The following is a 24,361-nucleotide window of genomic DNA, read 5'->3' as shown; positions in this document are numbered from 1 at the left end:
TTATACAATACCAGACCCTTAATCTAAAAGAAAATAAAAAAAGAGTGTACCCTTTGATACACCCCTCAATAATTATTTTGCTAATTCAACTTTTCTGACTTCACGAACAACTGTGACTTTAATATGTCCAGGATATTCAAGATTGTCTTCAATCTCACCTTTAATATCTCGAGCTAAAATTGCAGCTTGATCGTCAGAAATTTGTTCAGGCTTGACCATGACACGAATTTCATGACCAGCTTGAATAGCATAACTATGATCAACACCTTCATGTTTATCAGAAATTTCTTCCAATTTTTCAAGACGGTGAATGTAATTCTCCATCGATTCTGATCTAGCACCAGGACGCGATGCAGAAATTGCATCAGCCGCTGCAACAATTGTTGCAATCAATGATGTTGGTTCAACATCCCCATGATGTGAAGCAATCGTATTAATGACTACTTCTGGTTCTTTATACTTAGTTGCGATATCCACACCTATTTCTACGTGGGATCCGTCAACTTCACGATCGATAGCCTTACCGATATCGTGCAATAAACCTGCTCGTTTTGCTAACATAACATCTTCACCCAACTCTGAAGCCATTACAGCGGATAATTTAGCGACTTCGATTGAGTGATTCAAAACATTTTGACCGTAACTCGTACGATATTCCATACGTCCAATAATCTTGATCAAATCAGGATTAATTGAGCTGATGCCCAAACTATAAACAGTCTGTTCACCAACTTCACGAATATGATCATCCATTTCTTTTCTAGCTTTATCGACCATTTCTTCGATACGAGCTGGATGAATTCTTCCATCTTCAATCAATTTCTCCAGAGCCATTCGAGCTATTTCTCTTCTGACTGGATCATAAGCACTTAATGCAACTGCCTCTGGAGTATCGTCGATTATCAAGTCAACCCCCGTTAACGCTTCGATAGTCCGGATATTTCTACCCTCACGACCAATAATTCTCCCCTTCATGTCTTCATTAGGCAATGTAACGGTTGTAACGGTCGATTCTGAAACAGTATCAGCTGCACTTCTTTGAATTGCTGCAACGATCAAGGCTTTAGCATCTTTTTCTGAAGTTTGCTTAGCCTGTTCGTCACTTTCTTTAATCATTTTGGCACGTTCATGAACCAATTCTTTGTTTAATTTATCAAGAATGATTTTTCTCGCTTGTTCACGAGTTAAGTTACTTACTCTTACCAGCTCCGCTTGCTGTTTTTCAAGAGTATCAGTCAATTGTTTAGCCTTTTCATCAAGTTTTTGTTGGCGTACTGCAAGATTATTTTCGTTGTGCTCGATATTGTCCTCACGTTTTTCAAGCGTTTGGTCTTTTTTATCCAAAATGTCTTGTCTTTCGAGAACACGATTTTCTTGTTTCTGAATATCTTTACGACGTTCTTTCAATTCATCTTCTTGCTTCTCACGATACTGATGAATTTCATCCTTGGCTTCAAGTAATTTTTCCTTTTTCAAGGACTTGGCAGCCTTATTAGCGTCCGAAACAATATCTTCAGCAGTTTGTTTAGCTTGTGAAAGTTTTTTCTCGTAGGCATCTTTACAGAGAGCATATCCGAAAAGGACACCCACAATTAATGTTACTAGAGCGAAAGAGAAGGTTATGATAGCAGGATACATGCCATCACCTCCATATTTGCTTTTAAAAATGTGTTTGTAAAAATTTAAATGTTGCAGATTATTACATACAACTTAATATTATAGAATAAATATCGCCTGTCGACCAACTAAAAAGAAAAAAAAGAGACACAATCGGCCTCTTTTCTCTTATTTATTATCCTTTTTGTCAGCCTCAAGATTCAAATCTAGAGCTTCATCGTCTTTTTTAGCTGTTTTTTCATCTTTTTTTGAATCTTTATTATCTTTGGCATTTTTAGCGTCACTAGAATCTTCTTCATCTTCTGGCTTGCCATCCATGCCGTATGCTGCACGAACTTTTTGCTTGATTTCTTCCATCTTATCAGGATTATTGGCTAGGTAAGTCTTTGCATTCTCACGACCTTGACCAATTCTCTCATCACCATAAGAATACCATGAACCACTCTTGTCGATAATATCCTTATCGACGGCCATATCCACTAATTCACCAGTTTGAGAAATACCATGACCATACATAATATCTACCAAAGCAATCTTAAATGGTGGAGCAACCTTATTCTTTACAACTTTAATCTTCGTACGGTTACCAATTACATCTGTACCATCTTTGATTTGTTCAGCACGACGTACTTCTAGTCTGATCGTTGAATAAAATTTCAAAGCACGACCACCAGGAGTAGTTTCTGGATTACCAAACATAATACCGACTTTTTCACGAATTTGATTAATAAATAAAGCAATTGTCTTAGTCTTGTTGATTGAACCAGACAACTTACGTAAAGCTTGTGACATCAATCGAGCTTGAAGACCAACGTGGGAATCTCCCATCTCACCTTCAATTTCAGCACGTGGGACCAAAGCGGCAACAGAATCGACAACGACGATATCGACCGCACCACTAGATACCAAAGCATCAGCAATCTCTAATCCTTGTTCACCTGTATCAGGTTGCGATAACAACAAGTCATCGATATTAACACCTAAGGCAGTTGCATAAGCGGGATCCATGGCATTTTCAGCATCAATATATGCTGCTGTACCACCTTGTTTTTGAACTTCAGCAACGGCATGTAAAGCAACGGTTGTTTTACCAGAACTTTCAGGTCCATAAATTTCTACGATTCTTCCTCGTGGAAAGCCACCAACACCTAATGCATTATCAAGCGCAAGTGAACCACTAGAAACAGTTGAGATTTGAGTATTTAAATCATCACCCATTCTCATAATGGCACCCTTACCAAAATCCTTTTCAATCTTTTTTAAGGCTACATCCAAAGCCTTTTGTCGTTCATCTTTAGCCAAATTGCTTTCCTCCTAATGCATTCATCACTAGTTATATTATTAGTAATTCATCAAAAAAGCAAGAAAAAAGCGAACAAATGTTTGCTCGTTATATTATTTCTTGAACGAGAGCAAATCCACAAAGGACGGACTTTTCACGAATAGCTTGACGCGATCCAGAAAAATGAAATTCTTTGACGATTTTTTCGTTATTTGTACGGTTGTAAGCACTGATAAAGACCGTTCCCACAGGGTTTCCCTCCAATGGATCAGGTCCGGCTACTCCTGTGAAACCAACGCCTATATCAGCCTTGATTTTTTCAGCAGACAATTTGGCCATTGCCAAAGCTACAGGTCCACTGACGACAGTATTGTCTTCAATCAATTGCGGATCCATTCCCAGCAATTGTACCTTGATAGAATCAGCATAAGTAACAAAACCACCATCAAAGACGTTTGATGCACCTGGGACAGTCGCAACGGTTGCTTGAAACATCCCGGCCGTCAAACTCTCTGCCGCAGTGATTTTTAAATGACTTTGCTTTAATAGATCAACTGTCTGTTTAGGAAAACCTTTAAACTCTTCTGGAATTCCTTTTTCAAAATCTAATCGTTCAATTGTCTTTAAAAAATCTATCTCTTTTTTCATTGCTCTCTCTTTCAAATTACGTATTAAGATTTGAAAATATCTTTACTTTGAATAAAGTAATCAGCACCTGAATAAATAGTGAAAATTAAACAGATATATAAGAAAATTTCTCCAATTGGAATATTGATAGCTGAGAAGAAAATGTTGTGCATCAACAAGAAAATGATAGCTAACATTTGAGTAGTAGTTTTGATCTTTCCTGGCATTTGAGCTGCCATAACCTTGCCACCAACTTCCAAAACGATAGTTCTTAAACCAGTAACTGCTAATTCACGACAAACGATGATAGCAACTACCCAAGCTGGAGCCATTTTAAAACTAACTAAGAAAATGAACGCTGTCATAACTAACATCTTGTCAGCCAACGTATCAGCAAATTTACCAAAGTTAGATACTAAATGATACTTACGAGCAATTTTGCCGTCTAACAAATCTGTCAACGAGGCAACAATAAAGACTACTGTTGCTAAAACATGATTGACTGGAATCAAATCATTGGCGACGTAAATATCCCCCAAGCCACTCCAATTGAAGGCTAATAAAATAATAAAGACCGGAATTAAAATAATCCGTAACATGGTTAATTTATTTGGTACATTCCAAACCATTGAAAAAGTCCTCCAGAATACTAATTTTGACAAAACAATGGTGCCTACCCATAAAGATTAGACACCATTATTTTATTTTTCAATATTAAATGTCAAAGTTTTGACGATTGTGTCACCACTTTGTGACTTAGACAAGTCAACATCTTTACCATCAATCGTAACCTTAGTGTTATTAACGTTACCAGTTTGAATGGTGAAAGTTGTTGTGTCGCTAGGAACAGTAGTTTCCTTCTTTTCGTCAGCGCTAAGAGCTTGTTGCCAAGTAGTATTGTCGCCTTCCTTGAATTGAATCCAAGCTTGACCATTACTACCTTCAACAACAACTTTTAATCCGTCACTTGGAGCATTTGTGATCGTATATGTTCCTTCAGTGTCAGACTCCTTGACAGTTGTCTCTTTAGACTTAGTTTCTGTCTTTTTAGCAGCCTTTTTCTTAGTTGTTGTCTTCTTAGCTTTCTTGGTTGTTTGTTCAGTATTATCCTTTGGAATTGTCACGCTTGATGTACTTTGACTCTTATGAATCATTCCAAAGGCGATAACTCCGATAATTACGATAATTATAATTCCAACGACAATTTGAGGAATATAGTTACCCAAATTTGAGAAGAAAGAATTTGATTCTTCTTTGATACTTCTAGTCTTAGTTTCTTCAGGAGCAGATTCTTGTGTAGGTTGTGCATTAGGAATATCTGACTTGTATTCTTCCAACAAGTCATCGCTTGAAATACCAACAGCATCAGAATATTGCTTGATAAAAGCTCTGACATAGAAATCACCAGGAAGATGATCAAATTGACCTTCTTCAATAGCAATCAAATATCTTTTTTGAATTTTTGTGATTTGTTGTAAATCATCAATTGTGTATCCTTTTTTGATACGAGCATTTCTTAATTTTTGGCCAATTTCGTCCATTATTTACCACCGATTAACTAATTTTTCTAAGTATAACATATATTATTATCTAACTACTAGCGACCTTATAGCAACCAACCACCTGCAAAATAAATTGTTTGTCCCGTCAGGTAATTTGATTCGATATTAACTAAATAACTAACCAAATCAGCTATTTCATCAGGATTTGCCAATCTATCTGCTGGTATCTCTTCTTTTACATTTTCAAGGTCTTCGCTCGAAAATTCTTGAGTATTCATCTTAGTATTGACTGCCCCAGGGGCGACAACGTTGACGGAAATACCCAAAGAAGCTACTTCCTTAGCATAGGCATCTGCAAAGGAAGACATTGCCCCCTTAACAGTACTGTAAACTACTTCCATCGCTGAACCGATTTTTCCATAGATTGATCCGATAAAAACGATTCGACCATGATGCGTTTTAGCTAGTTTATCTTGAAGCGCCTGTAAAATCAAAATTGGTAATTTTACGTGGATATTCCACAAAGAATCAATTTCTTTTTCCGAAATATCAACTAACAACTTATAGTAAGTATTACCTTGAGCAAAAACTACTGCATCCAATCCAAATATCTGACTGGTCAATTGTTCAACTGTATCTTGCTCCATATTGAACTTGATGGGAATAAAATCCTGTTGCGGATACTTTTCCACAAGTTCTGTGCGTAACTTTTCAATTCGTTCTCTATTCTGATTGTAATGCAAATACAAGGACCAACCCTTTTGGGCTAGTTTTTTAGCACTACTGGTCCCGATATCACCAGAACTTCCCATAACTAATGCATACATAGTTTACTTCCTATTTGGTAAAAGATTGTAGTAGGTACAATTATCATCCTTCAAAAATTTCTCTGCAATCGTTAAAATGTCATCTTTTTTAATAGAATCAATCATATTGATCAGTTCTAAGTAGTCAACATCGTAGAAGTAAAGTTCAGCCATCTGATTAGCAATAGCTTCAGGTGAATTTTGTGCAAACAAGTAAGAACCAATGGCATCGCGCTTAATTCTTTCAAATTTGGCATCTGTTAGAACTTCCTTTAACGAGCTATAAGACAAGTGATTGCGTAGATATTCTTGAAATTTTTGAGGATTATTATTTGACCCACTAATTATGATAAAACAATAGTTATTTTCTGCAACTACATTATAAGAAAAACTATCATCAATTAGACCAGAATTACTCATTTCTTGATAATTCTTGGAAGATTCACCTATCAAAGTCTCCATAATCATATTTAATTCAAATTGTTTCTTTACTAAATCATACCCAGACATTTCAGTATTAATTCTAATTCCATAAGCACTACGAGCTTGACTGATGTCCATCGTCTCATAGCCACCTTGACCAATTGGTTCAAACTGACGATCAACTTTTTGCAATGGTTTATCTATTTGATGAAAATTAGAATTTTCAACTATATTTTCAACTTTTTCAAAATCTACATCGCCAACTAAAACGAGGTTCATGTTATCAGGTCGATAGTTTTGTTGATAAGTAGATAATAAATTTTGACGATTGATTTGTTTTAATGACTCACTTGACCCAGCAATATCTTCTGCAATCGGATCATTAGGATACAATTGTCCCAAAATTCGTTGTTCTAGAACCCATTCAGGCATATCTAAGTACATTTGAATTTCTTGATCGATGATCCCACGTTCAGATGCAACATTCTCATCGGTGAAATATGGATTTTGAATCAAGTCTAATAAAATCTTCAAATTATCATACGGATTATCTAAAGTTTGAAATAAATATGCCGTCTTCGTATAACTAGTGTAAGCATTGGAATTAGCACCATATTGGGCAAATTTTTCTGATACATCGTAATTAGGTTTGGCAAATAATTTATGCTCAATGAAGTGAGCAATTCCCGCAGGTAAAGTTCCCTCGTTTGTTTTAGTATCTACTGAACCAAAATTAGTCATTGCTAGTCCGTAGACTTGATTAAATCCTGACATCGGTACGACAGTGATTTGTAAACCGTTATTTAATTTTTTCGTTTGTTTTTCTAACTTCTCAGTCATTCGAATCTCCAATCAACTGATATTGTGCAATGGCATGTAAATTATTAGCCACACTAGCAATATGATCACGATCTAATTTATCTAATTCTGCTTGAAATTGCTCATCGCTCATCAAAGTCTTTGGATAAACAGTTTCCCAAATACTACGCATGATGTAGTACTGGATCGAATCAGTCGCAATCTTTCTTCTCGTCAACATGACTTTTTGAGCATGTTCTACTTGATTATCAGTAAATTCTCCATTTTTAATAAAGTCGATTTGTTGATTGATCAACTCTAAAGCCTTTTGAACTGAATCAGAATCCAAACCGGCCTGAATCGTAACCAAATGACTCAATGGTTGATAAGTACTAGATACTGAATAAGCTAAACTATTCTTCTCTCTAACTTGTTGGAACAATTGTGATTGATCATCGCCACCCAAAATCAAATTCATAATTTGAGGTGCCAAACGATTAAATTTCTTAGAAACTCCCTCAGTTGCATAAGCCAAGGCAATTCGACTTTGATTGAGGTGTTTGTGTTCAATTTTTTCAGCTGGATTAGCAATCAATTGATTGAATTTATCGAATTCAATTTTTAAATCTAGGCGTTCATTATTCATTTGAGTATAAAAGCTACTAGTTAAAATATCTTCCGCAAATTTTTCTTCATCAACATTCCCAACGACATTAATGACAATCGTATCTTTTTTAATGACATCTTGATACATTTCTAGCAATTTTTCATTTGTTAATTCGCGTAATTGATCAATACTTCCAAAAATCGGTATTTGACGATCAGGATTATTCTGATAAATCAATTTAGTTAATCCTAGAGTACTGACTAAATCTTGATTATCTTGAATCGAAACTAAATTAGACATCAAATTACGTTTTTCGGTTTCAAAAGATGTCTGATCGAATTCTTTTCCTGCTAAATTTGGCTTAAAAATTATTTCATTCAATAATTCCAAATTGTCTTTAATCTGCGTTTGACCATCAATCAAAAAATTAGGATCAGCAAATTCAATGCTGAAAGCCAAGTCATTAAAATTCAAAAGATTTCGCGTAAAAACATTGATTTCAGAGCCATACAATTCCATTTCACGGTCATTTATCGATCGAAAACTGGGATAATTAGCTGTTGAATTAGACATAACGTTGGCCAACAATCGGCGTCCCGTAGTTTCTTCTTTTTTTAAAGGACGAAGAAAATCGACTTGAACTTTAATAGTTCGGAATTTTTTGATTGGATTTATATTTAAGAAAATATTCTTTGCTAATGTTTTTCTCAATTTTTCACCTGATTTTTTCTTATTGTTTCTAGTTGTTCGGGAGTAATTAATACTTTTCGTGGCTTACTACCCTCTGATGGTCCCACGATACCTTTATTTTCCATTTCATCAACCATTCTTGCAGCTCGATTATAACCGATAGCAAATCTTCTTTGAAGCATAGAGACACTGGCCGATTGACCCTTAACAATCATATCGACAGCATCATCCCAATACTCATCTTCTGGCTTATCGCTGTCGCCACCGCCTTCTTCAACATCAGTAGGAATCATTTCTTCATCGTAATGGGCTTCTTGTTGCTCGCTGACAAATTTCACAACATTTTCAACCTCTGATTCGGAAATATAGGCTCCCTGAAGTCGAATTGGTTTACTCTTCCCAATTGGTTGGAAAAGCATATCGCCTCGTCCTAAGAGCTTCTCAGCTCCAACTGAGTCCAGAATAGTTCTTGAATCGACACCACTGGAAACAGCGAAGGCCATTCTGGATGGAATATTGGCTTTGATCAATCCAGTAATAACATCAACAGAAGGACGTTGCGTTGCAATAATGATATGCAAACCGGCTGCACGGGCCATTTGAGCTAAACGAACAATAGCTGCTTCTACTTCGTGTCCAGCTACCATCATCAAATCAGACAACTCATCAACGATAACGACGATAAATGGCAAGCGTTCCATTTTATCTTCGTCCGCAGCGGTTTCATTGAACTTATCAACATCAGCGTTATACTCACCAATGTTACGGTGACTAGTCTCAGCAAACAATTTATAACGACGTTCCATTTCTTTAACAGCCTTTTGTAGCGCTCCGGCTGCTCGTCTGGCATCAGTAACAACTGGAATCAGCAAATGCGGAATGCCGTTATAAACATTCAATTCAACCATCTTTGGATCAATCAAAATCAACTTAACCTCATTAGGTTTAGCTTTCATCAAAATACCCGTAATAATCGTATTGATTGCAACAGACTTACCACTACCAGTAGAACCGGCAATCAACAAATGGGGCATTTTAGTAATATTTGCTTCAATGATATTACCCGAAACATCCTTTCCAAGTGGAACAATTAACGGATGAGTCTTATCTTTTTGATTTTCAGTGATATCTTTAAATGAAACTGTTGAGATAGTCTTATTAGGCACTTCGATCCCAACAAATGGTTTTCCTGGAATTGGTGCTTCGATACGGATATCTTTAGCAGCCAAAGCCAAAGCCAGATCATCGGCTAAATTGACAATCTTACTTACTTTAACACCAACTGCTGGTTGAACTTCATATTTTGTGATAGTTGGACCTAAACTTGCCTTCTTAACTTCAACATCAACCCCAAAACTCTTGAAAGTCTGACGTAATTTATCTTTGTTTTCTTCAATCAAATGAACTTCTGAAGTCTGATCCGTTTGTGGTACTTGCTTCAACAAATCAACAGATGGTAATACATAACCATCATTATTGACGGGCTCAGCTTTCTTATAGCCAACTGGATCTGGTAAATCTTTATCTTTAGTACCATCGATACCATAAGGTTTAGAAACCACAGTAGCCTCAGAAGTAGGTTGTTCCGGAGGCTTAGGTGCTCCTTCGATTTTAAAGTCATCTGGTTTCTTGTCTTCTGTTTTATCTTCAACGAAACTATTGAAACCATCCTCTGTTTTATCGTCATCTCTCACTATTGGAGCACGTTTAGTAGGTTTATCAGATTTAAGATCAACCTGCTGTGTCTTCTTTTGATCAACATAATTGCTGTAATGGCCAACTAAAATATCTTTTATTTTAATAAATAGATGCTTTAAGAAAACCAAAATATCTGTCGTTACAACCGAAACTTGTTTCATCGTAACGTTTAATAACATTAAAATTCCAATAAAAATAATTAACGCGGTAACAAAATACGTTCCTACACTTGAAAACATTGGCATGAAGAAACTATATAAATAAGAACCTATCATTCCTCCACCAACTGATCCGCCGACATCAACCTGCGTTATATCAGCAGATAAAGTATTCCATGTGACGAGATTATAATTGTGATATAGCGACATACTGGAGAAGAAAATGCCGTGTAAAATTATTAATGTTCCTAAATAAACAAACAAAAAACCAAAATTTCGTTTAGGCGACAATAAAGGAAATCGCCCTGTAGCGATGATGAACGCCGCTACAACGATACTGATAATTAACAATACTGGATAACTATCCCCAACAAAGATTCGATAGATATTATCGAAAGTTTTGCCAACGAGACCAAACTTGAATAAGCCTAGAATCGCCAAGATTATCCACACTAAACTGACCAAAGATCTAATCAGCCGTGAATTATCAACGGTTTTTTTACTCTTTCTAGGCCTTGAACTTGCCTTTTTTTTAACCATAAGTACCTCACATGAATTTAAAAGTAATCATCTAAAATTATACCTTTTTTGAACGTTAAAAAAAACAGCCCTCAAGGACTGTTTATTTATCTTCTTCATTATTAGGCTTGATTTCTGCATCTTTGGTAAAATTCAATGAAACACCATGATTCAACGTTACACTAGTAACTTGATAAGTTAATGTTTCAATATACTCAACTGCCGAACGTGAAATTTGTTGAACTTGCTTGCCATCTAAATCTTCTGCTTCACCGTGGAAGCCAACTGGTTGAACTACTTGCCCAACTAATCCTGAAACTTTAAAGGGAGCATCTTTCATATGAATTTCAAAAGGAATAACGACTTGGAAAATCTTACCTTCATCTTCATTCATAGGTTGACCGTTCTCATCTTTGAACTCAGGATGTTCGATACTAATGTTTAAAGTACTCTTCTCATCAGCACTTGGTGATTCAACATCATAGTGAAACGCTTGAACGCTAACTGCACCTTTATTAATTTTCATAGTTTTTCTCCTAATCTAATTTATCGTGTTCATAATGATGACTTAATTCTAAACCAGCAAAATGTTGTTGGCGCACGGCTTCATAAATAACTAAAGCTGCACTGTTAGATAAATTTAAAGCTCGGATATTGTCACTCATAGGAATTCGTAAGCATTTTTCAGGATTGCGACGCATGAAATCTTCTGGCAAACCAGTTGTTTCTTTACCAAATAAAAAGTAATGATCAACCGAAGTATCTGAGAAATCCTGATCACTATAAACCTTATCTGAAAATTTAGTAATCAAATACAAATACTTATCGTCAGGTATTGATTCCAAAAAAGCATCCAAATCATCATGGTAAGTAATGTCGACCTTATCCCAGTAATCCAAACCAGCACGCTTCATATGAGCATCGTCAGTATTGAAACCTAATGGTCTGATCAAATGTAATTTAGTATTAGTTCCCGCGCAAGTTCTAGCAATATTACCAGTATTAGCTGGCATCAATGGTTCATAAAGTGCAATATGGTTCGTCATTATTTAATCTCCTTTTACATAAACAAAAAGCGCATGACCTCGGTGAAAACCACAGCAAGGACATGCGCTAGTATAGCCTCTTGTTTACTTGCTTTTGTCAAAATCACTTCTGAGAAAAACAAATAACCCCAAAACTCATAAAACATTATATACGTTTTATCCGGTCTAGACAATAGTTTTTGAATTATTTGTGATTTTTCTTAGATTTTTCTGTATCTTTTGCAGTTGTTGTTTCATCAACTGGTTCAACGTCTTCATCATCATACCAAGAAGAATTACGTTTGAACCAGTTAAAAATTCTCGTACAAATAATTTTTAAAATAGCAAAGATTGGAATCCCTGCAATCATCCCTACTAACCCATACAATCCGGCTGAAACTAGCAAGACTAGAATCGTCGTTACAGGATGCATTTGCATTTTATTACCAACAATAATTGGTGAAATAACACGGGTCTCAATCGTCTGCTCAACAGCAAAGACAATCAATACTTTTATAACCATCGATGGAGCAATAAAGGCCGCAATAACTAGTGAAGGAATCAAGGCCAATGCTGAACCAACATAGGGAATCAAGTTTAAAATTCCGGCAACGATTCCTAAAATCAAGGCATATCGTTGTCCTATGATCAAATAGCCAACGAAGAACATAACTGCTACCCAGAAAGCCACCGTCAACTGTCCCGTAATGTAAGAACTCAATGATTGACTGATTTCTGAAAGCATGTCACTAACTGACTTCTTCAAACGATTAGGAACGAATTTAACAACAGAAATCTTAAATTTCTTATCGTCTTTTAACATAAAGAACAAAATAAATGGTGCCGTTAGTAAAATCATGACAACATTCGTCAAGACACTTACAGCTGAGCTTAAATTATTCATCGTCTGTGGCAAAATTTGACTCATAGATTTTTCAAAACTCTTCGTGATACTGGCATTAGTTGTAGCTAGTCGCTCTTTAACAATATGTAATTTTGGATCAGAAAACATATTTTGTAAGCTCTTATTCAAAGAATCCCAATATTGTGGCCAATTCTTAACTAATGAATCCACTTGGCTTTGTACAAAGGGAATCAGCGACATAACGCCCCAAATCAATAAAGCCAAAATAATAATAAAAACAAAGGCAATTGAAATAATCCGATTAACGTGAAGCTTGTTTTCCAAAACATTGATCAGCGGATTGATTAGATAATACAATACCAAGGCCAAAATAACTGGTGGCATTATAATTCCCAAAATTTGTCCGACTGGTTGGAAAACAAAACTGATTTTTGAAAATAAAAATATAATCAAAAATACCAAAAAAATGTTAACCAAAATCACCGTCAATTGGTTGTTTAAGAACCATTTGTAAAACCAACTTTTATTTTTTTCCGGTGTTTCTCGCATAGATTGCTCCCCAAAATTTTTATACAAAGATTATACTGTATATTATAATACTATACATTATTTGGAGGAATTGTAATGATTGAAAAGCTTCTTTTAAGCGGTTACACAAAAAAGACTGGTAAAGGTGTTTATTCTGCCGATTTCAACTCAGAAACTGGTGAATTGACTACACCTAAAGTATTGGTCGAATTAAACGGACCAACATATATCGATGTAACTAATGATATGAAATTGATTGCCTTAGCTAAAAAAGATGATCGTGGCGGTATCGTAGTTTACGACATTAATAATGAGCCTAAGCTTTTGGATGAGGATTTTTCAGAAGAAACTTCCCCATCTTACGTTAAATTTGACCCTAGTCGCAATTTGATTTTTAGTGCCTACTTCCACTTGAGCAAGGTAAAGATCGATCATTTAACTGATGATGGCAAAATTGAGCATTACTCAGAAGTCAAATTTGAAGGACATGGTCCTCGTACTGAACAAGATCAATCCAAACCTCATTTCAGTGCTTTGACTCCTGATGGCAAATTGATTATTTGTGATTACGGTGCTGACCGTATTTATATTTACAACATTGATGATCCTAAAGAGCCAAAATTGATGAATAATTACATTGCCCCAGCTGGTTATGCTCCTAGACATTTAGTCTTCCATCCAACAAAGCCAATCGTTTACGTTGCTTGCGAATTATCTTCAAAAGTTTTAGTTATGGAATATGATGCAGAAACTGCTGGTTTGACATTAGTCGACGAAGTTGAAGCTGCCAAAGATGAACAAAAAAATACAACAGCTGCTATCCGTATTTCTAAGGATGGTAAATTCTTGTATGTTTCAACTCGTGGTGCTGACACAATTGCTACTTTCAGCATCGACAAAAATGGCGACCGTCTAAAGAAACTCAACACAGTTTCAACTAACGGTAATGGTCCTCGTGATTTTGAGTTAGATCCTTCAGAAAAGTATTTGTTAGCTGCTAACCAAGATAGCGATGACTTAACTATCTTCAAACGCAATCCTAACAAAGGAAATCTAACACCTTTAGAAAATAAAATTTCCATTCCTGAGTGTGTTTGTGTACACTTTATCTAGTTCCAAATTTAATTCAGGAGAATATTATTAATTATGTTCATTGAAATTATTAAAACCATCATTTTGGGTATTATCGAAGGTTTTACAGAATTTCTACCTATCAGTTCAACTGGACACTTGTACTTAGCTGATGAATTCATCAAATTAAATGAATCTACAGCTTTTATCAACATGTTCATGGTAGTTATTCAATTCGGGGCAATCTTAGCGGTTATCCTCATCTACTTCCACAAATTGAATCCTTTCTCACCTAAGAAAAATCATCGTGAGAAAAATCAAACTTGGAGTATCTGGTTCAAAGTTTTGGTTGCTATCATACCTTCAGTAGTTATTGGACTTCCTTTAAACGACTGGATGGATGCTCATCTTACTAGCTGGCAAGTTATCTCGGCCACATTGTTAATTTATGGTATTTTATTCATTGTCGTCGAAAATTGGTTGAAGAATAAACGTCCTCAAGTTGAAGACTTAGATCAACTTTCATACAAAACTGCCTTTACAATTGGTCTTTTCCAAGTCCTATCACTAGTTCCCGGTACTTCTCGTTCTGGGGCAACTATTTTAGGTGGTATGACAGTCGGTACTTCTCGTTTTGTCGCAACTGAGTTCTCATTTTTCTTAGCTATTCCAACTATGTTTGGTGCTAGTCTTTTGAAGATTGGTAAGTATTTCATGAAAGGCAATACTTTTACTGGGGACCAAACTATTATCCTACTTGTTGGTACATTAGTTTCATTCATTGTTGCTTACGCTTCTATCAAGTTCTTGCTTGATTACATCAAACGTAACGACTTCAAGGCTTTTGGTTGGTATCGTATCATCTTGGCAATCATTGTCATCGCATACTTTGGAATCAAAAGTTTTGTATAACATATTGGACGTCTTCGGACGTTCTTTTTTTGTTCAAAATTGTTAGAATAAAGATACTGATAAAAAGAGGGGTTGAACATTATTTATAAAGAAGTTGCTGTAGAAAATTTCACTAAGATTCCTGCTGCGGTTTTAAAAGGTGCTAATCGAATCGAATTAAATGACAATCTAGCTGTTGGAGGAACTACTCCTAGTTTTGGTGTTTTACAAGAAGCTACTAAATACCTTCAAGAGAAGTCTGTTCCTGTCGTTGAAATGATCCGTCCTCGTGGTGGAGATTTTGTATATAATGATTTAGAAATTAAGATGATGGAAGCTGATTTATTCCAAGCTCAAAAATTAGGTGTTGATGGCGTAGCTTTTGGAGCTTTGACTAAGGATGGAAATTTGGACGAAGATGCTATGGAACAACTGATTGCTGCTTCCAGTGGCATGCAAATCGTCTTTCATATGGCTTTTGATGCCTTAGCTGAGGACAGCAAAAAATCAGCTATTGATTGGTTAGTAGATCACGACGTTGACCGCATCTTGACTCACGGTGGGCCACTAACGACACCAATCGACCAAACTTTAGACAATATCAAGAAATACATCGACTATGCAGACGGTAGAATTACTATTTTACCTGGTGGCGGTGTTAATTTTGAGAATTGTGACACAATTGCTAAAGAATTAGGCGTTAAAGAATTACACGGTACAAAAATTATTGCTGATATTCAATAAAAAAAGCTGTATTGACTAGGAAAGTTAGTTCTTTTCTAAATTAGGTCAATATCAAACTGCCACTTGAGCATCGTAAAACTGTCTCTACCGAGTTACATTTCATATAATTCAAGATCAAAAAAAGCCTCTATTTGGAGAATACACTCCCAATAGAGGCTTTTGATTTGCTGATATTAAAAAACAGAACCACTATAAAGTCCGGAATACTTCCATTAATCAATACAGTTTTTTTACACTTTGATAAAGTATTGCATGAACACTCCAGCAATACTGAAATAAATTAAGACACTAGTTAAATCACTTAAGGTGGAAATAAATGGACCACTGGCGACCGCTGGATCGAATCCAAAGCTAGACATTAACATTGGAATAAAACTACCAGCTAAGTTAGCTACCGTAATAGCAGCACACATGGCTAACCCAATGACCATCCCTAAGACGAAATTATGTTTCCAAATTCCTACTAATAGCAAGACTGCAGCACCTGTTACTAAGCCTGTTACAAAACCAGTGACCAACTCTTTGATCAATAATTTTAAAAATTCATGGCGATTTATTTCTTCAACTGCTAAACGCCTAACTGCCACAGCCAAACTTTGCGTACCAGCATTACCAGCTGTACCAGTGATTGTTGAAATAAAGACCGCTAAAATACTCGCTTCAGCTAACAAGTTTTCGTAATGATTAATCAAGGTAGCAGTGATCATACTTAGAAGCAACAGTGTGATCAACCAAGGCAAACGCTTTGAAGCTGCTTTGAAGGGACCATCGTTATTAGTCTCGTCCATACTAACACCGGCCAAACCGGAGTAATCTTGTTGGGCTTCATCATCAATAACTTCAATAACATCATCAACTGTAACGATACCAACTAATTTGTTTGAATGGTCAACAACGGGAACGGCTAAAAACTCGTAATCTCTAAAGACTTGAGCAACTTCAGCTTGTTCCGCATCAACATTGACCGTAATAATATCACTATTCATTTTTTCACTTAAAGTATCGTCGTCTTCAAGTAAAATCAAATCACGCAACGACATAACGCCAACTAAATCATCGTGGTGATCCAAAATGTAAATATAATAAATTGTTTCAGCAGTCTTAGCGAACTTTTTCAAAGCTCTGATTGCCTCAGCTGCTGTCTCTTCCTCATGAAACTCTACGTAGTCGGTCGTCATGATACCACCGGCAGTTTCAGTGTCATAGTGCAATAGTCCACGTAAATTATTGGCATCATTACGTGGCATCTGACCTAGGAATCGGTCGACATCGACCTTATCCAAATGTTCTAAAACATCAGCGGCATTATCATCATACATATCGTTCAACATTTTTGAAGCGTAATTAAGATCCATTTCCTTCAAAAGTTCAGGAATTTTAGGATTATCATCTTCAATGGTATCGAACATATCTCCCATTTCGTCCGGTTCCAAAATTGAATAAAGCGTCATTCGTTCAGGTTTATTCAACGTGAGGTAAAAAGTACTCTGGTCATAAAAGTGCATATCTAAATAAGTTTTTCGAAATCGCTTTTTATCACCTTCATCAAGATAGTTCTTCAATTGCGAAAATTTATCTTGGAGTCTTTTTTCGTTTTCATCCATTCTTCTCACCCCTTAACACACTCTTTAACATTACCATATCTTTCGGTAATGGCGCGGTTAATTTTAATAACTTTTTAGTAACAGGATGAACTATATTTAAACGATAACAATGCAAGGCTTGACGACTCATTCGAGGATCAATTTTTTTGCTATACATATCGTCTCCAATTATCGGATGACCAATTGCCGTCAAATGGACGCGAATTTGGTGTGTTCGACCTGTCAATAATTTCAATTTTAATAAACTGGCACCAGCAAATTTCTCGACCGTTTCGTACAGAGTTTTTGATGGTTTACCAAGATTATGATCGATATTTCGCATATAAAAAGCCTGCGGATCGATTCCAATCGGTAAGTCGATCAAACCTTTTTCTGGTGATACTTGACCATAAACCATCGCTAAATAAAACTTTTGAAAATCTTCCGTATGTAAAATTCGGTCTAATAACGAATGTGCATACGATGTTTTAGCGAAAACCATCAATCCTGAAGTATTTCGATCCAAACGAGTAACTAAATGAATCGAACTATTCTCTTTTTTATCGATCAAATAAGATTTGACTACATTTGCCATCGTCTTACTGTCTTTGGCCTTTGCAGGCAGACTAGCAATCCCTGGTGGCTTGTTGACAACCAATAGATAACTATCTTCAAACACGACATCTACTTTACCTGGCATTGGTTCAATCAAATCAGAGGGCTCTTCTGAATTAAGAACTATTAAGATTTGATCACCTTTTTTTAGCGGATAATTAAAATGACGTTGCTTATGATTCACAAAAATTTGTCCACCTTTATTTTTTAAGTTATGTAATTGACTAGAGGAAAATTTGTGTTGAACTAAAAATTTGCGGACTATTTTTTTATCATCGTCACCAATCGTAAACTTCAAAAAACGGTTATTTTGGTTCATCTTGTCCTAAGAAAGCTGTCTCTACTCTAGTCCAGAAGTGTCGATGTCGATATTGGGCAAATTGGGCGCGTTGATAATTTAGCTTGATCGTAATCCGACGTACGTTTTTCAATTTAGTAGTGATTCCATCGCAACTGATTACATAATCGTCAGCTGTCTGTGGATAAAGATCTACTCTTTGATTATGCGGAATAATGATTGGTGAAGAAATTGTCCGATAAACTCGGTTATTGATCGAAGCAATCTCAATCATTTGGAAAACACTGATTTTCGGATGAATTAAGGCCCCACCAATTGATTTAGAATAAGCCGTTGATCCCGTAGGAGTCGCAAAACATAAACCATCTCCACGGAAATTTTCAAAGAATTCTTTATCTAAGTCGACCCTTGTTTTCATAGTCAAAGAAGACAAACGTCTAACTACGATTTCATTGATAGCAATTCCATGGAACAATGAGCCTTCTTTATTTTCAACCATCACGTCCAAAAGTGGATAACTAGTTGATGGGATATTATCTTGACATTTAATAATCAAATCAGCTAATTCGTCAATTTCTGTATCAGTCCAATCAGAATAAAAGCCTAGATGTCCTGTATGTAAAGCCAAGAATTTTACTCTATCTAAATGTGCAGCATAGGCGTGAAAAGTACTTAACAACGTACCATCGCCACCAACACTGATGACTAATTGTGGGTCTCTTCGATCCAAAGTCAATCCAGCATCCAATAACTTACTGCGTAATTTGTTAGCTGCTGCAACTGATTGCTCTTTACTATTATTATTAATCCATAATTTCATTATTTATCGTGCTCCGTAGGGTTATTTAAATCTCGTTTTCGATCGGTAAAGTATTGTTGTGCATCTTGAATTTCTTCTCTAATTTTCGACATTTCTTCATCTAGCATAAATGAAGCTTCTGCCGCACGTTTGAGTCGTTCATTGATTTCTTCTGGAAAATCGCCTTGATATTTATAGTTCAAAGAATGTTCAATCGTAGACCAAAAGTTCATTGCTAAAGTTCTAATCTGAATCTCTGCCAAAATATTCTTTTGACCAGAAGCGGTTTGAATCGGATATTCAATCACAACGTGATATGAACGATAACCACTAGGTTTACTGTTAGCAATGTAGTCACGTTCTTCAATAACACGCATATCTTCACGAATATGCAATAATTTAGCCACATCATAAATATCTTCCACAAACTGACACTGAATCCTAATCCCAGCAATATCTTGCATATCTTGTTCCAAAAGATCTTCTTTGATAAAACGACGACGCATTTTTTCTTTAATGCTATCAACAGTTTTAACACGTCCCGTTACGAACTCAATTGGTGAATGCTCATTTTTTTCTAAAAATTCTTTGCGAAGATTTCTAAATTTGATTTTTAACTCATCGACTGCCTGTGAATAAGGTATCAAAAATTCATTCCATTTAATTTCTGACATAATAACCTCGCTTTACTTACTTTAATATATCGTACATTTAAGAAAGATTCACTCAATTCTGAATATTAGTGTTTGAGTTTATAATTTTACCTTTTGAAAAATTGTTGGTAGAATGACTATGCAATAGAGAGATGGAGGGAATCACAATGTGGGAAGTATTCTTATATATTAATCCCTTATGTTCGTATTGTTTGAAGGTGGAACAAGCAATTATTGATTTCACAAGAAAACATGACATAGATACACAATATCATTTCGTAACGAACTATAATATGGCAACAATTAATGATTATATGCAATTACAAGGCTGCAAAATTACCGACATTGAGGAACGTAACATTGCTTCACAACAAGTTGTTGAGGCAGCGAAACTTTACAAAGCTGCTTCTTGTCAAGGTAATAAAAAAGCTCGTAACTTTTTAATGAATCTTCAAGAACAAGTAAATATTTTAAACAATCCCTTTGATGATAACACTATCAAACGTGCAATTAATAATAGTGGGCTTGATTACAAAGCAATCATGGCTGACAAAGAAAGTTCTTGCGTAGCCCAAGGTTTGAAGCGTGATCAACAATTATCAATGGAAATGAATGTTGTAAAAGCGCCAACAGCAATTGTTTTCGACTGTGAAGATGAAGAAAAGCCTGGCGTTATGATCGATAACTTTGGAGACTCAACTTCTCAAGAAAGCATCAGTAACAACATCAATGCTATGTTGGAACGTGAACTTCCTCATACTCAAGATTTTGCTCACAATGATACCGTCATTAGTCTGGATAAATTCAGAAGATAGCTAAACAGTATGACAAGGATTAACCCTACACTAACAAAGTGCAGGGCTTTTTTTATTTCTAAATTTATAACAAATTATTGATTTTTATATATTTTTGTGCAAATTTGTAAACAAATAATTTGACAAATTGACAATTTCTCTTTCTAAAAAATAATTTGTCCGTTATACTTGGAATTGGTTTAGACCACAAGTTGAGGAGGACATTTTATGAAAACAATATTATCGCTATTGAAATTCATTCTGCCATTAGTTTTAGCATTATGCCTCTTTTTTGTTGTACATCCCGAAGCCATCTTAGCAGACAATTCACTTGCCAGCGTTCAGTACCACACTCCCACCCCAAATCCAACTGGAGGATTTGGCTTTTGGGCCACTGGTGGTTTTGATAAGCAACCCACGACTAGCTATTATACGACGGTTGGTGATCCTATCAAAATAACTACTCACACTGTACGTTCTACTTTGAGTTTCAGTCTTAATCCATTTGAAACTGTATATCACCGTTGGTTTATTTCCAATGACGATGGCAAATTCAATCAAATTCCAAATGAAACGAAAAATTCCTTGGTTTATACACCACAACAAACAGGAACTTATTACATTCAGCTTTATACTTATTATTCAGGAATCTTTACTAAAGATAGTTTCTATTCTGACGTCATTACAGTTCATGTTTTAAAAAAATCTGTCGATGCTAATTTTTTAAATATCACTATCGATAAAAATTATCTATATAACGTTAAAGATTCTTCCAATAACGGAATAGTTCCTAAAGATGCATATGCCACTGCAAATCCAGATCCAAATGACGCTACCGGCGATATTAGTTGGAGTTTAGACAAACCTGATCTTGCCACTATTGATGAGAATGGACATATTGTAGCTAATTCTGACGGAAAATTTGGAACAGTTAAAATTATCGGTTCAATCAAAAATAGCGATGGAAGCATCATAACTAGCAAACCTCAAACTATTAAAATTGGTGGCGGCTTAGATAATCAGACGGTCCATGCTAATCAGCCAGCCACTTTCCATCTACAGACTGATGAAGACGACAAACGTGACGACACAAAAGCAAAAATCACTTGGTACAAACGCTCTACGAATGGTCAAGTAACACAGTTGCAGACTCAAACTGATCCAACAACTTACGTAACCACACCAACAACAAAAGCTGAAAATGGCGATGAATTCTATGCCCAAATCACAGTCAAAAAAAATACCGTCAGAACTAATAACGCCGTTTTAAACGTCCTGCCACCTACTGATCCAAATATCAATATCAAAAGTTCTATCGAAGACACTACCTTCCATACAGCAAAAAATACTGACTCAGTTGTAAACAAAGTCAGTTCAAATGATAAACTAGTAATTAATTCTAAAATTTACAATTCAGGCTACAAAAATTTTCCTAATTCATCGCTCTCCATCCCGCTTTTTCCATTGGATGACAATCGAAATTTCAATATTGACGGCATAACAGTAAATAAGCAGCCACTAAATACTGCTGATTATCAAATCGTAAACAATAAATTCATTAATCAAAAAGAACTCATAATAAATTTGAAAGATTTTAAAATCAGCGCTACTAAAAATGTCGAAATCGATTTGACTACACCTACGATCGATGCTGATCAGACTATAGACTCTACTCCTTATTTTTCTGGAACCACTGATAACAGTAGTGATTTCCAAAGTGAGAGTAACAAACTGCAAATTAATTTAACGCCTAATCAAATCACGCTCAATCCTCATAGCATTCAATTCGATCCTGTCGCTCAATTTCAAAAAGGTGTTATCAAGTATCGCACAGCAGCCACAAATGCCCCTCATGCAGTAATTTCCGTTGAAGGAAGCCAAAGAAAAACTGGCAATAAATATCTCTTTGTAAAACAAGCCTATCCATTACAAGATAAAAAAGGAGATATTCTCGGTGCAAATTTATTTTATAAAATAAATAATTCTATTCAATCTATTAAGAATAAAGTTTTGGTTGAAGAAGCTGATGGTGATATGCCTTTGACCTCAGTAATTTGGAATAAAAAAGATGGTCTCTTACTAAAAGTAAATAGTAACCAAATTGAACCTGGTCAATATTCAACTCAGTTAAATTGGACCGTTCAAAATTCACTTTAAGCTTCCCGGTCAGGAGGCTTTTTCTTTGTCTTAAATTCTAATAAAGGTTGTCGCAGCAAACGCTTATTTTGTCCACAAGCCATTTGCCACGCTGGATAAAAATAAATTGGTGCAATGGGAACAAAGTAACGATTATTTAAATATTCTTCGACTGTTATTTGACAATGCCGAAAAAAATCCATTTTTACTTTTTGAGAATTTCCATCATTTTTTTGTCGCAAACGATGGATAAAGTGTTGATTCATTAAAACTGGATTTAAATGATAATCTTGTGGCTCAAATTCCAAAATATCAGTTAATTTTGCATCTTGAAAAATTTGACGTTGAAAAAAAATCTGATTAAAAGGACCAATAAATTTAATGTGGTGAAAAATAGTAAAAGCTTTCTTTATAGAGTCCAGCATAATGATGTAATAGCCTAATTTATCACTAAAATTGATGAATTTCAGATGTTTTCTATGAATTCGCTCATCTAAATAATTACCACCTAATACCCAAATACTTTTAATCCCTAATTGCTGATATCCTAAAATTCGCTCTTCTAATAAATCAATTTTTAAAAGTGCACATTGATACTCGATAGCTATTTTTTGATTTGGTAAAAAAACATCTGGTCGTTGTTGAATCGGCGACAAGAAAAATTCTTCTTCGACGGCAGAATAGTTTTTTAATAAATCTAATATTATTTTTTTGCCGGATAAATGAATATCTCTTTCATTGATATCATTATTAACTTTATTCAAATGTCGAAAATATTTTCTGGATTTCGTGGCAATCAATTTGACCGGTTTCTCGCAACGACAACAAAAATACTTGTCTTTTTCTTTTGCATTTTGTGCGTAAATCAAAGTTCCTGATTCGTTCAAAGCAGCATACATTTTAATCACCTCGAACAAAATTACGCAAAAAAAAAATCAACCCTAAGGTTGATCTGCTTAATTACTAAAATAATATCTCGTCAATTCAAGCGCAGTCTTAGACATGATCTCTTGACCATATTCTGATAAGACTGCCGCTGTAACTTTCGTCTTGAAACTATACTCACTAAGCAATGCTAAAACATCGCTATAAGTCATTTCATGCATTTCATCAGTAAAGAGAATCAATTGTAAGTAGTACTTGTCGTTGTACTCGAACAAATTAGAAATTCCGCTCTCCAGGTGTAACAAATTAGCCAATTGGACATAATCTTCAAAGTCTTTGAATTCAACAATAACAGTCTTAGTAGGTGTATCAGGATCATTCAAATATGGTGCTGTATCACTATCATACTCTTCAGTTCCAACCTTATCCAAATTATTGTTTTCACTTGCGCCGACTGAATTTTGTAGCCCACTTAATGGCAATGAACCTGAACCTTCAGAATCATCACTCTTACTAATCAACAACTCCAAACCTTCTTTGTTTGGCATTATTTGGAAAGTAACAGGCTCATTGTTCGTGAAGACATGATTCTTATCAACCTCATCCAAAATACTATAAAAGAACGTCTCAATTTGTTTCTTGTTACCCAACAAGTCTAAAACTGTTACGCCTCGTTCTTGCAAATCCTCTGTACTAAGAATGACTCTGATCGTGTTCTCATTAAGTCGATCCATTTCCATCATAGTC

23 protein-coding genes are annotated in these 24,361 nt (G+C 35.4%); 5 read left to right on the top strand and 18 right to left on the bottom strand.

Features of this window, described 5'->3' with window-relative positions:
* Positions 1-72: 72 nt before the first annotated feature.
* The 12 genes from rny to FFM65_RS09090 form a co-directional block, all read right to left on the bottom strand.
* On the bottom strand, positions 73-1,638 hold the full coding sequence (gene rny / locus FFM65_RS09145) for a ribonuclease Y (RefSeq protein ID WP_119318462.1): 1,566 nt from the start codon (positions 1,636-1,638) through the stop codon (positions 73-75).
* A gap of 147 nt (positions 1,639-1,785) precedes the next feature.
* Positions 1,786-2,919 carry a recombinase RecA gene (gene recA / locus FFM65_RS09140; protein WP_119318461.1) on the bottom strand — a complete coding sequence of 378 codons (1,134 nt, stop codon included), beginning with the start codon at positions 2,917-2,919 and terminating at the stop codon, positions 1,786-1,788.
* A gap of 88 nt (positions 2,920-3,007) precedes the next feature.
* A complete protein-coding gene (locus FFM65_RS09135; RefSeq protein ID WP_119318460.1) occupies positions 3,008-3,547 on the bottom strand; it encodes a CinA family protein in 540 nt (179 codons plus the stop codon).
* Between the two features lie 23 nt (positions 3,548-3,570).
* A complete protein-coding gene (gene pgsA / locus FFM65_RS09130) occupies positions 3,571-4,155 on the bottom strand; it encodes a CDP-diacylglycerol--glycerol-3-phosphate 3-phosphatidyltransferase (RefSeq protein ID WP_010020559.1) in 585 nt (194 codons plus the stop codon).
* Between the two features lie 72 nt (positions 4,156-4,227).
* Positions 4,228-5,067, bottom strand: coding sequence for a helix-turn-helix domain-containing protein (locus FFM65_RS09125; RefSeq protein ID WP_119318459.1), 840 nt, complete (start codon positions 5,065-5,067; stop codon positions 4,228-4,230).
* A 65-nt stretch (positions 5,068-5,132) separates the two neighbouring features.
* Entirely contained in the window at positions 5,133-5,855 is a 723-nt protein-coding gene (gene ymfI / locus FFM65_RS09120) for an elongation factor P 5-aminopentanone reductase (protein WP_119318458.1), read from the bottom strand.
* A gap of 3 nt (positions 5,856-5,858) precedes the next feature.
* Complete coding sequence (gene yfmH / locus FFM65_RS09115) at positions 5,859-7,097, bottom strand: EF-P 5-aminopentanol modification-associated protein YfmH (RefSeq protein WP_119318457.1); 1,239 nt, start codon at positions 7,095-7,097, stop codon at positions 5,859-5,861.
* Entirely contained in the window at positions 7,090-8,373 is a 1,284-nt protein-coding gene (yfmF, locus tag FFM65_RS09110; protein ID WP_119318456.1) for an EF-P 5-aminopentanol modification-associated protein YfmF, read from the bottom strand. Before yfmF ends, yfmH begins: the two co-directional genes overlap by 8 nt.
* On the bottom strand, positions 8,370-10,748 hold the full coding sequence (locus FFM65_RS09105; RefSeq protein WP_119318455.1) for a DNA translocase FtsK: 2,379 nt from the start codon (positions 10,746-10,748) through the stop codon (positions 8,370-8,372). The genes yfmF and FFM65_RS09105 overlap by 4 nt, the downstream gene beginning before the upstream one ends.
* 82 nt (positions 10,749-10,830) lie before the next feature.
* Positions 10,831-11,253: a DUF1149 family protein gene (locus FFM65_RS09100; RefSeq protein WP_010020569.1), complete on the bottom strand. Its 423-nt coding sequence runs from the start codon at positions 11,251-11,253 to the stop codon at positions 10,831-10,833.
* A 10-nt stretch (positions 11,254-11,263) separates the two neighbouring features.
* Positions 11,264-11,773, bottom strand: a complete 510-nt coding sequence (trmL, locus tag FFM65_RS09095; protein ID WP_119318454.1) for a tRNA (uridine(34)/cytosine(34)/5-carboxymethylaminomethyluridine(34)-2'-O)-methyltransferase TrmL — start codon at positions 11,771-11,773, stop codon at positions 11,264-11,266.
* 184 nt (positions 11,774-11,957) lie between these two features.
* Positions 11,958-13,166, bottom strand: a complete 1,209-nt coding sequence (locus tag FFM65_RS09090; protein WP_119318453.1) for an AI-2E family transporter — start codon at positions 13,164-13,166, stop codon at positions 11,958-11,960.
* A gap of 75 nt (positions 13,167-13,241) precedes the next feature.
* Between FFM65_RS09090 and FFM65_RS09085 the strand changes: the two genes are divergently transcribed.
* The 3 genes from FFM65_RS09085 to FFM65_RS09075 all read left to right on the top strand — a co-directional run bounded on the left by FFM65_RS09085 (position 13,242) and on the right by FFM65_RS09075 (position 15,851).
* Positions 13,242-14,258, top strand: a complete 1,017-nt coding sequence (locus tag FFM65_RS09085; RefSeq protein WP_119318452.1) for a lactonase family protein — start codon at positions 13,242-13,244, stop codon at positions 14,256-14,258.
* Positions 14,259-14,291: 33 nt separating this feature from the next.
* The gene (locus FFM65_RS09080) at positions 14,292-15,128 is read left to right on the top strand and encodes an undecaprenyl-diphosphate phosphatase (RefSeq protein ID WP_119318451.1); all 837 of its coding nucleotides are present in this window, start codon (positions 14,292-14,294) and stop codon (positions 15,126-15,128) included.
* An 81-nt stretch (positions 15,129-15,209) separates the two neighbouring features.
* A complete protein-coding gene (locus tag FFM65_RS09075) occupies positions 15,210-15,851 on the top strand; it encodes a copper homeostasis protein CutC (protein WP_119318508.1) in 642 nt (213 codons plus the stop codon).
* A gap of 230 nt (positions 15,852-16,081) precedes the next feature.
* Here the strand turns inward: FFM65_RS09075 and mgtE are convergent, their stop codons facing one another.
* The 4 genes from mgtE to yjbM are packed head-to-tail and all read right to left on the bottom strand — an operon-like array spanning position 16,082 to position 19,820.
* On the bottom strand, positions 16,082-17,455 hold the full coding sequence (gene mgtE / locus FFM65_RS09070; RefSeq protein WP_119318450.1) for a magnesium transporter: 1,374 nt from the start codon (positions 17,453-17,455) through the stop codon (positions 16,082-16,084).
* The gene (locus FFM65_RS09065) at positions 17,448-18,368 is read right to left on the bottom strand and encodes an RluA family pseudouridine synthase (protein ID WP_119318449.1); all 921 of its coding nucleotides are present in this window, start codon (positions 18,366-18,368) and stop codon (positions 17,448-17,450) included. Before FFM65_RS09065 ends, mgtE begins: the two co-directional genes overlap by 8 nt.
* Positions 18,355-19,167, bottom strand: coding sequence for an NAD kinase (locus FFM65_RS09060; protein ID WP_059074062.1), 813 nt, complete (start codon positions 19,165-19,167; stop codon positions 18,355-18,357). The genes FFM65_RS09065 and FFM65_RS09060 overlap by 14 nt, the downstream gene beginning before the upstream one ends.
* On the bottom strand, positions 19,167-19,820 hold the full coding sequence (yjbM, locus tag FFM65_RS09055; RefSeq protein ID WP_059074063.1) for a GTP diphosphokinase: 654 nt from the start codon (positions 19,818-19,820) through the stop codon (positions 19,167-19,169). The genes FFM65_RS09060 and yjbM overlap by 1 nt, the downstream gene beginning before the upstream one ends.
* Positions 19,821-19,966: 146 nt before the next feature.
* Between yjbM and FFM65_RS09050 the strand changes: the two genes are divergently transcribed.
* Together FFM65_RS09050 and FFM65_RS09045 are read left to right on the top strand one after the other, a co-directional pair.
* Positions 19,967-20,614 (top strand): DsbA family protein, encoded by a 648-nt coding sequence (locus tag FFM65_RS09050; RefSeq protein ID WP_119318448.1) that lies wholly within the window; start codon positions 19,967-19,969, stop codon positions 20,612-20,614.
* Between the two features lie 207 nt (positions 20,615-20,821).
* Positions 20,822-22,750 carry a hypothetical protein gene (locus tag FFM65_RS09045; RefSeq protein WP_119318447.1) on the top strand — a complete coding sequence of 643 codons (1,929 nt, stop codon included), beginning with the start codon at positions 20,822-20,824 and terminating at the stop codon, positions 22,748-22,750.
* Here FFM65_RS09045 and FFM65_RS09040 read toward each other — a convergent pair.
* A complete protein-coding gene (locus tag FFM65_RS09040; protein WP_119318446.1) occupies positions 22,747-23,628 on the bottom strand; it encodes a competence protein CoiA in 882 nt (293 codons plus the stop codon). The genes FFM65_RS09045 and FFM65_RS09040 overlap by 4 nt on opposite strands.
* Positions 23,629-23,685: 57 nt before the next feature.
* Complete coding sequence (locus FFM65_RS09035) at positions 23,686-24,354, bottom strand: adaptor protein MecA (protein WP_119318445.1); 669 nt, start codon at positions 24,352-24,354, stop codon at positions 23,686-23,688.
* Between the last annotated feature and the right edge of the window lie 7 nt (positions 24,355-24,361).

Origin of the sequence: Companilactobacillus formosensis (assembly GCF_005405305.1) — a bacterium.
In the GTDB taxonomy this organism is placed as follows: Bacteria; Bacillota; Bacilli; order Lactobacillales; family Lactobacillaceae; genus Companilactobacillus; species Companilactobacillus formosensis.
This window is presented reverse-complemented; position numbering and strand designations above follow the sequence as displayed.